A 14,636-nucleotide genomic window follows, 5' to 3' on the forward strand; every position below is an offset into this window, starting at 1 on the left:
CCCACGCAGCCGACTTCACCAAAGACTTAAGTGTGTTTCAGCAACGTTACAATTAGGTGATGAGGGATTGTTTGCGAGTATGCACTCAGTGGTTGAAGGCAAACAGGCTTGCATCCGTGTCTTCAAGCCCGCGGATCGAGGCCGGAACGATCTCGGCAGCGATGCGCGAGAAGGTGATGCCGTTGCCGCCATAACCCATCACGGCATGGATGCGCGGATGCCTGGGAATGGCGCCGATGCAAGGGAGGCCAGTGGTCGTCGTGCCGAAGGAGCCGGTCCAGGCAAATTCGGGCCTGGTGTCGAGATGCGGCAACAGCCTGCCAAGCTTTTCGGCAATCCGTTCGCTCTTGTCGGGGATGAGTTCGTCTCGCTGTGTCTCGTCGACGAAATCCTCGTCCTCACCGCCGCATACGACCCGGCCGTCGGTGGTCGCCCTGACATAGAGGTAGGGATCCGACGCCTCCCAGATGAACGTCGCACACGGCCAGAGCTTTCGTGGCTGTGGGCGCGTCGCGATCGCCCAGGTCGAGATGATCTGGTGGGCCGCCGCCGGCACGATGTCGACCAGTTCGTAACCGGTGGCCAGGACGACATGCCGCGCCGTAATGGTGGGGCCGTCCCTGGTTGCCACGACCACCTCGTCGGCACTGTCCTTGATCGCCGTCGCTTCGACGGGCGTGTAGAGACGAGCCTTGCGCCCGAGCGCCTTGAGCAGCAGTCCTGCCGTCAACTTGCGCGGGTCGAGCGCGATGTTGCCATGGCTGAGAATGGCGCCATCGCGGTCGATGCCGAACGCCTCGGCGAGCGGCCGAGGGGTCAGATAGGTCGCGGCGATGCCAGCTTGCCGGCGCGCTTCGGCTTCCTCACGCAATTCCGGGGGGCCGAGCACAGTGCCGGCCAGATAGAGCGATTGGGTTCGGCTCAGGCCGCAGGTGATGCCGAGTTCGGTGACGCGGGCGGCGAGATTGGAAACGGCCAGCCGCGAGCGTCGCCAGGCCTGCCGTGCCTCGGCCTTGCCAATCATTCTCGACAGAATTGAAAGCGGCTGGTCGATTTCGAACTGCACCAGCGCCGTGGTTGCCGCCGTCGAGCCTTTCAGCGGTCCGCGGCGGTCGATGCACGCCACGGAGTGACCGTCCGCTGTCAGCGCCTCGGCCATCATGGCGCCGCTGATCCCCATGCCGATGATCAGCACATCGGTCTTGACGTCCCGGGTCAGACTGTCGGTCGGCACCGCGGGCGCGCGATAGGCCGACCAGACAGGCCGGCCGGTTCTGAGGTCGAGTTTGCGCGGCATCCACGTCTCCGGAAGGTGCGCGTCAACGCCCCGGAGTGGCGGTGGTTCCGGCGTCAGACCCAGCCAGACAGCTCGCGCCGTACCATCGCTTCGATCACCGCCATGCCTTCCGGACTGTCGTTGAGGCAAGGAATATGGGCGAATTTTTCGCCACCGGCATGATGGAAGGTCTCGGCAGCTTCGCGGCCGATCTCGTCCAGCGTCTCGATGCAATCGACGGAAAAGCCGGGATTGACGATGGCGATCGACTTGACGCCGTCCTTGGCGAGTTTCTCCACCGTCTTGTCGGTATAGGGCTGCAGCCATTCCTGCGCGCCAAAACGCGACTGGAAGGTGGTGATCAGCTTGTTCTCGTCCCAGCCGAGCTTTTCGCGCAGCAGCCGCGTCGTTTCCAGGCAATGCGCCTGGTAGGGATCGCCCTTGTCGGAATAGGGTTTCGGGATGCCGTGATAGGAGGTGATGACCACCTCCGGCTCGAGATCGAGGCTCGCCAGGTGTCGTTCGATCGAACTGGCCAGCGCCTCGATATAGACGGGCTCATCATAATAGGGCGGCACACTGCGGACGGCAGGTGCCGCGCGCATCTTCATCAGCGCCCGGAACAACTGGTCATTGGCGGTGGCCGTCGTCGTCGCCGAATATTGCGGATAGAGCGGGAATGAAAGGATGCGGTCGCAGCCTTGCGCGACCAGCCTTTCGACGACGCTTGATGTGGAAGGGTTGCCGTAGCGCATGGCCCAGTCGACGACCACGCCTGGCAGGCCGCGCAATGCCTCGGTCAACTTTTCGGATTGCGCGCGCGTGTAGGTGCGCAGCGGCGACTCGTTCCTCTCCCGGTTCCAGATCCTGGCGTAGTTGGCGCCCGACTTCTTCGGTCGCGTGGTCAGCACCAACCCGTAGAGGATCGGATACCAGATCGCTCTGTTGAGCTCGATGACACGCGGGTCGGACAGGAATTCCCGCAGATAGCGCCACATCGGCTTGAATTCTGTGCCGTCGGGCGTGCCGAGATTGACCAGCATGACGCCGACCTTGCCGGCCTTGGCCGGCGCGTGCCCCGTCGTCAGGCCGACCGGCTTGACCGTCTTGGGGTCGACAATATTGGTAGGCGTCATAAGGGTTCTCCGGACACGGCGTGAAACTAGCGATGGCGCGCTGGTTTTCAATGCTGCGTCTGGCCGCACCATACCGCCTTTACGGCCCGAAACGCGAACACCCACCAGGTTTCCCCGGCGGGTGTCCGCGCCGAAAGCGAAATGACCTTACTTCGCCGGGATGGTCAGGGTTGCGCCCGGCACAAGCCGATGCGGCCTTTGATCCTTGTTCGCCTCATAGATGAGTTTCCACTTGGTCGCGTCGCCATAGGCCTTCTTCGCCAGATCCCAGTAGGTGTCGCCGGTCACGATGACATGGCTGCCAGTGGCCGGTGCGGCTTCGGCGGGCTTTGCCGGCTCGACGGGCGCGGATGCCGCCGGGACGGGAGCGGCTGGGGCAGTCTCGGCAGGCTTTGCCGGTTCGGCAGGTGCCGGCGGGGCCGGTGGGGGAGGCGCGTTTTCCGTCGATATGGCTGGCGGCGTGTTGGCGATATCGCCTGAGTTGGCAGGCAGTTCAGGCATCGCCGGTGCGGCATCGGCGGGCTTTGCCGGTTCAGCCGGTTTGGCGGCCTCGGCCGGTGCCGGCGCCGCGGGCTTTGCTGGTTCGGCAGGCTTTGCCGGCTCGGCGGCAGGCGCCGCCGCGACCGTCGCCGCGATCTCGGTGATGCGGCCGTCGAGCTTCGGCGTATAGGGCTGGTGGGCGCCTAGATAGTCGGCAACCACCTGTTCGAGACCGGGGCCGTAATCATAGGCATTCTTGGCCTTTTCGGCGAACACCTTGTAGCCGTCGCCGCCCTGGCGGACATAGTTGTTGGTGGCAACCAGATAGTCCTTGTCGGGATTGATCGGCGTCCAGGCGCCGTTTTCCATCACCTCCACCGACTTGACGCGGCCGGCATTGGGCGCGACCGACCTGTCGAAGGAATATTTGAGGCCCGCCACCTGCGGGAAGCGGCCGGCGCCGTCCTCGATCTGGCTGAGCCCGCCTTCGAGCCCGGCGACCAGGTCCTTGCCGGAAATCTGGAAGGTCGCCAGCGTGTTCTGGAACGGCAGCACGGTCAGCACCTCACCCATGGTGACGGTGCCCTTGTCGATCGAGGCGCGCAGGCCGCCACCGTTGGAGATGACGATCTCGACGCCCTGTCCCTTGACGCGGTCGAGGATGGCGTCGGAGACGAGGTTGCCCATCGCGCATTCCTTGGCGCGGCAGTTCTCACGGCTGCCGTCGATCACGTCGGTGGTCTCGGCCACTTCCTTGTTCTTCAAGGCCTCGATCGGCGCGCCCAGCTCCTTGATGCGGGCGAGCACCGCGGGATCGGGCGTGATCGACTTGTCGAGATGGATCGGGTCGCCGCTCGCCGATTTGACGACGCCATTGTCGTCAAACACGACCTTGAACTCGCCGAGATATTTCGAATAGGACGCCGCCTGCACCACAGGCACCTTGTAGCCGCCGGGGTTGTCGACCATCGTCGGGTAGGGTCCAGCCGCCTTCGGGTCGCTGTTGGACAGAAGCGTGTGGCTGTGGCCGCCGACGACGACATCGATGCCGGGAATCTTGGCAATGACGTCGCGCTCCCTGTTATAGCCGATATGGGTCACGGCGATGATCTTGTTGACGCCTTCGCCCTTGAGCTTGTCGACCTCCGCCGTGATCGACTTCACGTTGTCCTCGATGGTGATGTTGGGGCCGGGGGAGGCGAGTTCGGGCGTGTCGTTGGTGACGGCGCCGATGATGCCGATCTTCTGGCCGCCGACCTCGACGACGATCGACGGCTTGACGCGGTCGCCGAGCTTGGACTGGGCGTTGGCCTTGACGTTGGCGCCGAGCACGGGGAACTTGATCATGTCGAGGAACGGCGCCAACGCCGTTTCGCCATCGTCGAATTCATGGTTGCCGAGCGCCATGGCGTCGAACTTCATGTCGTTGAGGAACTCGCCTTCGACCTTGCCCTTGTAGGTGGTGTAGAACAGCGAACCCTGGAAATTGTCGCCGGCGCTGAGCAACAGCACGTTCTGGCCTTCCAGCTTCTGGCGTTCCTGGGCGATCGCGGTGATCAGCCGACCGGCGCCGCCGATGCACTCACCCTTGGTCTCCTCCTCGGCCGAGCAGGTCGACTCATATTTGTTGTTGCCTTCGATGCGGCTGTGCCAGTCATTGATGTGCAGGATGTTCAGTGTGTAGTCGGCAAAGGATACGCCGGCCGACAGGCCAAGCGTCGACGCGGAAAGGGCGGCAATGGCGACAAGCTTCTTCATCTTCGTCTCCCGGCAGGCTGATCCGAGGCGTCTAACGCCCCTACTTGACTGGGATATAACAGCCAGCGTTTCGATCATGTTCCCATCGCGTTCCGGCCGACGCAAGCAGAAATCCAGGTGAGCTTTGCCGGCATAAAAAGAACGGCGGCCAATGGCCGCCGTCCTTGAGCAAGCGGATGTTCGCGGGGTTCAGGTGCGTCGCGTCAGCACGAAATTCTGGCCGCCCGAACTGGTGCAGTTGAGCTGGCTGGTCGACACCAGCAGGCAGTTGAAGCTGACGCCGGTCTGGCGGATCAGCGAGGTGCCGTTGATCTGCACCGAAGTGGCGCCGGTCATCGTGTAGCTGCCATCGGCCAGCTTCTGGCCGGTGTCGGTAGCGACGGTCGTGAACTTGCCGCCGTTGAAGGTCGACAGGCCGGTGCCCTTGGCATCGATCCAGGACCCCTCGACGCCTTTCGGCGTGGTTGCCATCGGCGGCTCGCCGGGGCCGCTGGTGGTACAGGCAGCGAGCATCGAGACAACGGCGCCCGCCACGCCCATAGAAAGAACTTTGCGCGCAATAGTCATATAAAATCCTCTCCAAACGCGTCGGGTCCAAAAATCGGGCCGATTTCTGGAAAGCGCGACGCGAACGTCCAAAGTGCTGGGGTGTGCTTATGCGTCCAACGGGACGCACTCGCCACTCCAGGCCGCATCCCTTCAATCGCCCGATTTCCGGGCGATTGCAAGGCAATGGCATAGGGTCCGCGCGATGCTATCGGACGAGGATGTTGCGGAATTGCCACGGGTCGCTGCGGTCGAGGTCCTCCGGGAAGAGGCCCGGGCGCCTGTCGAGCGGCGTCCAGTCGGTATAATAGCCCTTGACCGGTCCGAGATAGGGCGACTGCACGTCGAGGCAGCGCTTGTAGTCCATCTCGTCGGCCTCGACGATGCCGGCGGCCGGATTTTCCAGCGCCCAGACCATCCCGGCCAGAACCGCCGAGGTGACCTGCATGCCGGTGGCGTTCTGATAGGGGGCCAGCTTGCGCGCCTCGGCGAGCGACAGCTGCGAACCGTACCAGTAGGCATTCTTGTCGTGGCCGTAGAGCAGGACGCCGAGCTCGTCGACACCGTCGACCAGTTCGTTCTCGTCCAGCACATGGTGCACCGGCTGCGGCTTGCCGGCGGCACCGAACATCTCGTCCAGCGACAGCATCGCATCGTTGCAGGGATGGTAGGCGTAGTGGCACGTCGGGCGGTATTGAACCTTGCCCTTCTTGGAGCGCACGGTGAAGAAATCGGCGATCGAGATCGCCTCATTGTGCGTCACCAGCAGGCCATACTGCGGGCCCGGCGTCGGGCACCAGGAGCGCACGCGGGTGTTGGCGCCCGGTTGCTCCAGATAGATCGCGGCCTTGGAACCGTGCTTGTGCTTCTTGCCGTTCTTCGGCATCCAGGTCTCGTGCGTGCCCCAGCCGAGCTCGGCCGGCTGCAATCCTTCGGAGATGAAGCCCTCGACAGACCAGGTGTTCCAGAACACATCCATCGGCTTGGGCTTCTTGGTGCGCTGGGTGTCGCGCTCGGCGATGTGGATGCCCTTGACGCCGGCCTTCTTCATGAGTTTCGCCCAGCCCTCCCGGTCGTCCTGCGCGGGCTCGGAGAATTCCATGCCGAGATCGGTGGCCAAATTGACCAGCGCCTGCTTGACGAACCAGGACACCATGCCGGGGTTGGCGCCGCAGGTGGAGATTGCCGTCGCGCCGCCGGGCTTGTCGTGCTTTTCCTTGATCAGCGCTTCGCGCAGCGCATAGTTGGTGCGGCTGGCATTGTCGGCCTTGGCGTCGAAATAGAAGCCAAGCCAGGGCTCGACGACGGTGTCGATGTAAAGCACGCCGAGCTTGCGGCAGAGCCGCATCAGGTCCACCGAGCCGGTGTCGACCGACAGGTTGACGCAAAAGCCTTGGCCTGCGCCATTCGTCAGAAGCGGCGTCAAAAGCTTCCTGTAGTTCTTCTCGGTTACCGCTTCCTGGACGAAGGCGATGCCGCGCTCGTCGAGCAGCTTGCGATCGGTATCGCGCGGGTCGAGGACCGTCATGCGCGACTTGTCGAACTTGAAATGGCGTTCGATGAGCGGCAACGTTCCGCGTCCGATCGAGCCAAAGCCGATCATCACCACGGGGCCGGTGATCTCACCGTAAACGGGCCAGTTTTCATTCGCCATTTTATCGAGCACTCCTTCAACTGCGTGCAAAGCCGGGCAACTCCGTGCAAAAGCCGAGCAACCCCGTGCAAAAGCCGGGCATTTTCGCCCAACGGCCATGCGCTACATCACAGATCATTGTCATAAACCAGCGAAAAGCGCCAACCCGCGACTACGCGTCCTTGGCCATGTGGTTAAGGACAGCGATCAGCCGATCGCGATCCGATGTCAGGCCCTTGTAGTCGAGCTGGGCGATATCGAGCGCTTCGAGTTGGGCGGCGAAGGACGCCGCCAGCGTCGCCCGGTCCGGGTGCCGCGCCAGCACGGCGAGCGGGTCGAGATGGATGCGGATGGTGAACAGGATATCGCGCGAGGCGGGCAGTTTGCGCAGCGTCTGGCGCTCCACCCGAATGAAGGCGTGCGCCTTGACGTCACCGTCGGGGAAACGTGTCGGCCGGCTGGTGGCGCGGTCGATGCGCTCGACATTGGACAGCGGATGGTAGAGCGCGTCCCCTGACTGGATCGACCAATTGTAACGCTCGACCGCCTGGCCCTGCAGGCCATCGAACATCCGGTTGATGAGGTCGGCCGGCCTTGTGCCCGGGCCGAAGCCCGGCACCGGCTCGTGGATCTGCTGCAGCGGCTTACCGAATTTTTCGGTGAGCGCCCAGGACGAGGGGAAGCACAGCGAACCCGCGGCCAGACGCCAGCCGCTGTCGTCGCGGCGCATGAGGATGAGGTCTTCCTGGACGAGCAGCGAGGCCGCGACCAAGGGCGCGCCGGCGAGGCTGGAAGAGATGGCGGGATGGCTCGTCACGCCCACGACCGCAACGCCCGCGTCGCCGCGCTGGTGGATGTCGGGGAATCTTTCCGGCAGGTAGGCGCCGAGCAATTCGAGCACCTCCTGCTGGGCGGCGCGCGTGCCGCCCTCCTCGACGAAAACCCGCTCGGGGATCTCGGCATAGAGCCGGCGCTTCTCGGCGAGATAGGGTAGCAGGTGACCGTCGACCTCGATCCAGTTCGCGGGGTCGAGCGGCTTCAGCCCGATGGTGAAGAGTTTCGACGAGCCATCATAGGGCGTGTGGGCGGGTAGGGACGTCATGCCTCAGATCAGTCTTGCCGGGATCAGTCCGCGCAGCGAATTGCCGACGAACAGCGCCTTGGCGGATTTCAGGTCATCCAAGCTGTAGATCGCTTCACTGGCGCGGCCTTCATCCAGAAGCACGGCTCGCAATACGCCAGGCAGCAGGCCGCAATCGAGTCGGGGCGTCGCCAGGATGCCGTTGCCGAAATCGGCGAAGACATTGGTGATCGTGCCTTCGCAGATCTCGCCGCGCTCATTGGCGAGCAGCACCTCATCGGCCTGGGTGATGAGATATTCGGAGCGGGCATTGGTGTAGAGCTGCCGCCGGCTGGTTTTGTGGCGCAGCAGCATGTTGCTCGAATCGAGCCTCGTCCGTGCCAGCCGCAGCGTCCACACCTTGTCGGCGGCAAGGGGTTCATACGGTTGCGCAGAGGCGTTGGTCTCGCCATTGCGCGACAGAGCGAGCCGCGTGCGCATGGCGATGGGCGATCGGTTGACCGCGCCGCTCAGGGCCTCGCCGACCTTTTGCGGATCATAGCTGAAGCCCAGCTCCACCGCCGAGCCATAAAGGCGCGCAAGATGGCGATCGAGGCGCAGGAAACCCGAGGCGGGTTCCCAGCGCATGGTCTCGATCAGCTCGAAACCGGCGGTGTCCCCGTCGCGAAGCGGGCTTTGAGCAGACACTCCTGGTACTCCTCTTCCGCGACCGAATCGAAGACGATGCCGCCGCCGACATTGTAGATGGCCTCGCCGCTGGCAAAGAGCGAGATGGTACGGATCGCCACGGAAAAGCGCATCGTGCCGCCGGGTGCGATCCAGCCGATGGCGCCGCAATAGACGTCGCGTGGCGTGCCCTCCAGATCGTGCAGGATCTCCATGGCGCGGATCTTCGGTGCGCCGGTGATCGAGCCGCAGGGAAACAGCGCCGCGAAGATCTGGCGTATGCCGAGGCCGGGCAGCAGCTTGGCCCTGACGTCGCTCACCATCTGGTGGACGGTCGGGTAGGTCTCGATGCGGAACAATTCCGGCACCTCCAGCGTGCCGACCTCGCTGATCAGCGATATGTCGTTGCGCAGCAGGTCGACGATCATCCGGTTTTCGGCCTGGTTCTTCTCGTCGTTACGCAGGAAATTCTTCTGCCGCTCGTCCTCGTCCCTGGTTGCGCCGCGCGGTGCGGTACCTTTCATCGGATGCGTCTCGATCCTCCCCGCCGCATCGATCTCGAAGAACAGTTCGGGCGAGCGCGACAGAACGATGGGATCGCCGAGCGCGACCAGCGCGCCATATTTCACAGGCTGGCGTTCGGTCAGCGCGTCGAAGGCGGCGAGCGGGTCGCCCGACCATTGCGCGTGCACCGGAAAGGTGAGGTTGCCCTGGTAACAATCGCCTTGCCTGATGTGCTGGTGCAGACGCGAGAACCGCTTCTCGTAATCCTCGAACGACCACATCGCCCTTGCATCGAAGATCGGGCCATTGGTGGGCGGGCTTGGCGGCGGCACGGCTTCTTCATCAGGAGCATCGAAGACCCCGAGGCAGACCAGCGGGGCTCGGCGCCGGCCGGGCAGCAGGGGAACGAGTTTCGGCTCGAGCAGGTAACCGGCCTCATAGGAGAAATAGCCGGCCAGCCATTTGCCGGCGTCGTGCGCGGCCTGCGCCGCTTGCAACGCCGCCGGAAAGTCCTTGGCCTGATGCGCGACGATGATATCGGCCGGCCGCTCGAAAACGAGCTGGCGCGCGCTTTCGTCGTTGCGGAAAATTGCGGCGGGCAGGGACATGGGAACCGGGATCGATGTAGCCGACGATCGCTCTATATGGGGGGGCGTGCGCGCGCAATCGAGGGAACGGCACCCTGTCCCTCAAAGCCGACCTTTGCCGGATCGAACCTTGCCGGCAAAAAAGAAAGCGGCGGCGCCCTTGGCGCCGCCGCTCACATGATCCCTGGATCCACCGCTCAGGTGTTGCTGGCGGTTCCGGCTGTCGGAAACTGCTTGGCGAATTCGGCCTCGTTGCCGGCGGCAAGCAGCTTGGCCTGCTCGATCCAGCGTTCGCGCGCGATGCGGCCGTCGAAGTTCATCACGTCCTCGATCCGCTTGATGTCGGCGGATGTCCAGGCGGCGATCTGGGCGAAGGTGGTGACGCCCTGCGCCTTGAGCAGCTTTTCGTTGACCGGGCCAATGCCGATCAGCCGGCGCAGATTGTCGGGCTTGCCCGACGCCGGCTTGGCAGCTGCCGGTGCCGTTTTTTTGGCGGCGGGCGCTGCCTTGGGCGCGGCCGAGGTCTTCGCCGGAGCCTTGGCCGCCGGAGCTTTGGCCGCCGGTGCCTTGGCCGCCGGTGCCGAAGCGGTTGCGGATTTGGCCGCCACGGGCTTCGGCGCCGCTTTTGCCGGCGCGGCCTTCGCCGCGGCTGGCTTGGCTGTCGCCGGAGCGGATTTACCAACGGCAGGCGTCGACATCAGGGCTGCCGGTGGCTGACTTGACGCCTTTGCTCCGCCGGCGCCCGACGAGGCCTGTGCTTCGCGCAGCTGGCGCTCGAGGTCGGAGCGGGTCTTGCCGCATGCATTGAGTTCGCCGGTCAGGCGGTCGCTGTCGGCGCGCAGCTTGTCGCGCTCGCTGCGGGTGCGATCGAGGTCGCCGCGCAGGCTGTCGAGTTCTCCGCGCAGACGCCCCCAGATGAACCAGCCGACCAACACGCCTACCAGGAACGCCAGGACCACGTAGAAAAAAGTGCCCATTGTCTCTCTCCAGTCAGATCCGTCTGCCGCGGGGTCATGACCTTCGGCGAGGGACTACTCGATGATGGTTCCGCTGATACACGGAACAGCCGGCTTCGGTTCGAGCTGTCGGCGATCGGCTTTGCTTGCCCATGGCCAACGGCCTTGTCGCGTTCGCCTGAGCGCACGGCTGGCGGAGACTTTCCCTCGCCGATCCGCATGCGCTCCGGCTGAGCTTAAAGGAAAGCTACCATAGAGCTTGCGGAAAGCTATGGGAAAACGTCCGTGGAGAGTTCTTCAAGAACAAATATTTAAGGCAAGAATAGCGAGGCCCAAACATGCATTCCGGCTAAACTGTTCTTGGCCGGCCAGAGGCGTCTCAATCGTCCAGCGTTTCCAGTTCGTCGATCAGGCCGCTGATCACGCCGAGCCCGATCTGCCAGAAGGCGGGGTCGGTTGCGTCGAGGCCGAATGGCGCCAGAAGCTGCGAATGATGCTTGGTGCCGCCGGCACGCAGCATCTCGAAATACTTGTCCTGAAAGCCGCGCTCGGCATTCTGGTAGACCGCATAGAGCGAGTTCACCAGGCAGTCGCCGAACGCATAGGCATAGACGTAGAAGGGCGAGTGGATGAAATGAGGGATGTAGGTCCAGAATACCTCGTAGCCCTCGCGCAATTTGATCGCCGGTCCCAGGCTTTCGGCCTGAACCTCCAGCCAGAACTGCCCGAGCCTGTCGGATGTCAGTTCGCCGTTGCGGCGCTCGGCATGCACCTTGCGCTCGAATTCATAGAAGGCGATCTGGCGCACCACCGTGTTGATCATGTCCTCGACCTTCTGGGCGAGCATGGCCTTGCGCTCGCGCCGGTCGGTGGTCCGCTCGAGCAGCGAACGGAAGGTCAGCATCTCGCCGAAGACAGATGCCGTCTCCGCCAGCGTCAGCGGCGTCGAGGCCATCAGCGCGCCTTGGCCGGCGGCCAGCACCTGATGCACGCCGTGCCCGAGTTCATGCGCCAGCGTCATCACGTCGCGCGGCTTGCCCATGTAGTTGAGCAGCACATAGGGGTGAGCCGATGGCACGGTCGGGTGGGCAAAGGCGCCGGGTGACTTGCCCGGGCGCACCGGCGCGTCGATCCAGTTGCGGTCGAAAAAGGTGCGCGCGATCTCGGCCATCTCGGGCGAGAAGCGGTGATAGGCCGACAGCACCGTGTTCCTGGCCTCGTCCCAGCCGATCACCGCCTGCGGCGTCTCCGGCAGCGGCGCGTTGCGGTCCCAGTGGCTCATCACCTCCATGCCGAGCCAGCGCGCCTTCATGGCGTAGTAGCGGTGCGACAGGCGCGGATAGGCCTCGCGCACGGCGGTGGCCAGCGCATCGACCACGCCGCGTTCGACGCGATTGGCGAGGTGGCGTGAATCGGCGATGTCCTCGAAGCCCCGCCAGCGATCGGAAATTTCCTTGTCCTTGGCAAGCGTATTGGTGATCAGCGTGAAGGTGCGCAAGTTCTTGCGGAAGGTGGTGGCTAGCGCCTCCGAGGCGCGCCGGCGGACCTCGCCGTCGGCATCCTGCAGGCGGTTGAGGGCCGGCTCCAGCGTCAGTTCCTCGCCGTCGATATCGAAGCGAAGATCGGTCATCGTCTCGTCGAACAGGCGATTCCAGGCGCCGCGTCCGGTGATCGATTTTTCGTGGAAAAGCTGCTCGACGCGGTCCTCGAGCTGATAGGGCTTGTCCATGCGCAGATCGAGCACCCACGGGCGGTAATGCGCAAAGGCGGGGTCGCTGGCCAGCGCGCCTTCGATCGCCGCATCGTCGATCAGGTTCAGCTCGAGCGCGAAGAACAGCAGATGCGCGCTGGCGTCGGTCATCTTCTCCTGGATGTCGCCATAGAGCTTGGCGCGCTGCGGATCGGCGGTGTTGCCGGCATAGACGAGGCCGGCATAGGAGACGATGCGGCCGATCAGTTCCTCGAGCGTCTCGTAGGCGACCAGCGCCTCGCCCAGTCGGCCGGCACTGCCGCGCCCGGCCTCGGCGGCGAGCGTGCCTTTCCAGCGGGCCTCGAATGCGATGGCGTCGGCGGCCGCTTCGGCAATGTCGCGCTTCAGTTCCGGCGCCTCCATGCCGGCATAAAGGTCGGCGAGATTCCATTCCGGCAGATCGCCAAGCCTGGCCGCGCCCTGACCGGACGCTGGCGCCGCAATCCGCCGATCAAACATCATGCGCATCGACATACCTTCTTTGAATCAACTGGCCTTTTGAATCAACCGGCCTTGTTTGAATCGACTGGCCGCTTTGAATCAAGTGGCCGGAATTAGGGAGCCAGACTCAACGGGAATGGAGAAGCCGGTCAAATCCTAAGGAATTCGTTCACCGGGTTTTTTGAAACCTTATTTAGAACCCTGTGCCAAGATGATCCATGGGGAATTCGGGCGCGGGCAGACCAAGACAGTCATGACAGGTTCCATACTCATAGTCGATGACGATCCCGTGCAGCGCCGGCTGCTCGAGGCGGCGGTGACGCGGTTCGGCCATACCGCGATCGTCGCCGATGGCGGTGCCGCCGGCCTCGAAGTTCTCGACGGGCCTGGCGCCCGCGATGTCTCGGTTGTGATCCTCGACCTTGTCATGCCCGGTCTCGACGGCATCGGCGTGCTGAAGGCGATGCGCGAGCGCGACATCAGCGTGCCGGTCATCGTGCAGACAGCGCAGGGCGGCATCGAAACCGTGGTTTCGGCGATGCGCCACGGCGCTTTCGATTTCGTCGTCAAGCCGGCTTCGCCCGACAGGCTGCAGGCCTCGATCTCCAATGCGCTCAAGGTCGAAGCGATCGAGGGCGAGGTCAAGCGCACGTCGCGCAAACGCGGCGGGCTGCTGACCTTCAGGGACATGATCACCCATAGTCCGGCCATGGACAGGGTGATACGCCTTGGCCAGAAAGCGGCGGCTTCCCACATTCCGATCCTGATCGAGGGCGAATCCGGCGTCGGCAAGGAGCTGGTGGCGCGTGCGATCCAGGGCAGCGGCGACCGCCGCTCGAAACCCTTCGTTACGGTCAATTGCGGCGCCATTCCCGACAATCTGGTGGAATCCATCCTGTTCGGACACGAGAAAGGCTCGTTCACCGGCGCCACCGACAAGCACACCGGCAAATTCGTCGAGGCGCATACGGGCACGCTGTTCCTCGACGAGATCGGCGACCTGCCGCTCGACGTGCAGGTCAAGCTGCTGCGCGCCGTCCAGGAGGGCGAGGTCGATCCGGTCGGCGGCCGCTCGACCGTCAAGGTCGACATCCGGCTGATTTCGGCGACGCACCGCAACCTCCTGCAGCAGGTCAAGGACGGCAAGTTCCGCGAGGACCTGTTCTACCGGCTGAACGTCTACCCGATTTTCGTGCCGCCGTTGCGCGACCGCCGCGACGACATTCCCCATCTGGTCACGCATTTCATGGAAAAGGTGGCGCCGGCCGACCCGCGCCATCGGCTGAAGGGCATTTCGGCGGCGGCGCTTGGCGTGCTGCAAGCCTATGACTGGCCCGGCAACATCCGGCAGCTCGAAAACGCCGTCTTCCGCGCCTCGGTGCTGTGCGAAGGCGATGTGTTGAGCGCGGATGACTTTCCGCAGATCCGGGCGCAGGTGGAAGGCACCGTCAAACTCGAAGCGGACGACACGTTAGAAGCAAGCGGGGCTGCCCCCGCGCTGGCGCCGCGCGATGAAGACGTTGTCCCCGACGAGGCCGCTCCGGCACCTGTGCATCCGGCCGGGGCGCAGCCCCGCTTCGGCACGCTGCGGGCGCTCGACGAGCGCGGCAATGTGCGTGCGCTGGCCGATGTCGAACTCGAAATGATCAAGCTCGCCATCGATCACTACAATGGTCAGATGAGCGAGGTCGCCCGCCGGCTCGGCATCGGCCGCTCGACGCTTTACCGCAAGCTCAAGGAATACGGCATCGACCCGGAAACCGGCCGCGTCGACAGGCTTGCTTCCTGAACCGCAAGGCCTGGACCAGTTTCCCTCGTCATT

At 64.1% G+C, this 14,636-nt stretch carries 11 protein-coding genes; 1 reads left to right on the forward strand and 10 read right to left on the reverse strand.

What is annotated here, in order from left to right; genetic code table 11:
* Positions 1-85 precede the first annotated feature (85 nt).
* The 10 genes from EN845_RS08985 to EN845_RS09030 all read right to left on the reverse strand — a co-directional run bounded on the left by EN845_RS08985 (position 86) and on the right by EN845_RS09030 (position 12,841).
* Complete coding sequence (locus EN845_RS08985; RefSeq protein ID WP_127278882.1) at positions 86-1,297, reverse strand: FAD-dependent oxidoreductase; 1,212 nt, start codon at positions 1,295-1,297, stop codon at positions 86-88.
* Positions 1,298-1,350: 53 nt separating this feature from the next.
* On the reverse strand, positions 1,351-2,412 hold the full coding sequence (gene hemH, locus EN845_RS08990; RefSeq protein WP_127278881.1) for a ferrochelatase: 1,062 nt from the start codon (positions 2,410-2,412) through the stop codon (positions 1,351-1,353).
* 147 nt (positions 2,413-2,559) lie between these two features.
* Positions 2,560-4,650 carry a bifunctional UDP-sugar hydrolase/5'-nucleotidase gene (locus tag EN845_RS08995; protein WP_127869903.1) on the reverse strand — a complete coding sequence of 697 codons (2,091 nt, stop codon included), beginning with the start codon at positions 4,648-4,650 and terminating at the stop codon, positions 2,560-2,562.
* Between the two features lie 189 nt (positions 4,651-4,839).
* Entirely contained in the window at positions 4,840-5,217 is a 378-nt protein-coding gene (locus tag EN845_RS09000; protein ID WP_127276968.1) for a hypothetical protein, read from the reverse strand.
* Between the two features lie 187 nt (positions 5,218-5,404).
* Positions 5,405-6,850, reverse strand: a complete 1,446-nt coding sequence (locus EN845_RS09005; protein WP_127276966.1) for a homospermidine synthase — start codon at positions 6,848-6,850, stop codon at positions 5,405-5,407.
* A 151-nt stretch (positions 6,851-7,001) separates the two neighbouring features.
* A complete protein-coding gene (locus EN845_RS09010; protein ID WP_127276964.1) occupies positions 7,002-7,931 on the reverse strand; it encodes a DUF3445 domain-containing protein in 930 nt (309 codons plus the stop codon).
* A 3-nt stretch (positions 7,932-7,934) separates the two neighbouring features.
* Positions 7,935-8,597, reverse strand: coding sequence for an aminotransferase class IV family protein (locus EN845_RS09015; protein WP_127276962.1), 663 nt, complete (start codon positions 8,595-8,597; stop codon positions 7,935-7,937).
* Positions 8,546-9,688 (reverse strand): aminodeoxychorismate synthase component I, encoded by a 1,143-nt coding sequence (locus tag EN845_RS09020; RefSeq protein ID WP_127276960.1) that lies wholly within the window; start codon positions 9,686-9,688, stop codon positions 8,546-8,548. The genes EN845_RS09015 and EN845_RS09020 overlap by 52 nt, the downstream gene beginning before the upstream one ends.
* Positions 9,689-9,864: 176 nt before the next feature.
* Positions 9,865-10,644 (reverse strand): proton-conducting membrane transporter, encoded by a 780-nt coding sequence (locus EN845_RS09025; RefSeq protein WP_127276958.1) that lies wholly within the window; start codon positions 10,642-10,644, stop codon positions 9,865-9,867.
* 358 nt (positions 10,645-11,002) lie between these two features.
* The gene (locus EN845_RS09030) at positions 11,003-12,841 is read right to left on the reverse strand and encodes a M3 family oligoendopeptidase (RefSeq protein ID WP_167531299.1); all 1,839 of its coding nucleotides are present in this window, start codon (positions 12,839-12,841) and stop codon (positions 11,003-11,005) included.
* Positions 12,842-13,067: 226 nt separating this feature from the next.
* Between EN845_RS09030 and EN845_RS09035 the strand changes: the two genes are divergently transcribed.
* Positions 13,068-14,603, forward strand: a complete 1,536-nt coding sequence (locus EN845_RS09035; protein ID WP_127276956.1) for a sigma-54 dependent transcriptional regulator — start codon at positions 13,068-13,070, stop codon at positions 14,601-14,603.
* Positions 14,604-14,636 lie beyond the last annotated feature (33 nt).

This window comes from Mesorhizobium sp. M8A.F.Ca.ET.202.01.1.1 (assembly GCF_004791595.1).
Classification (GTDB): domain Bacteria; phylum Pseudomonadota; class Alphaproteobacteria; order Rhizobiales; family Rhizobiaceae; genus Mesorhizobium.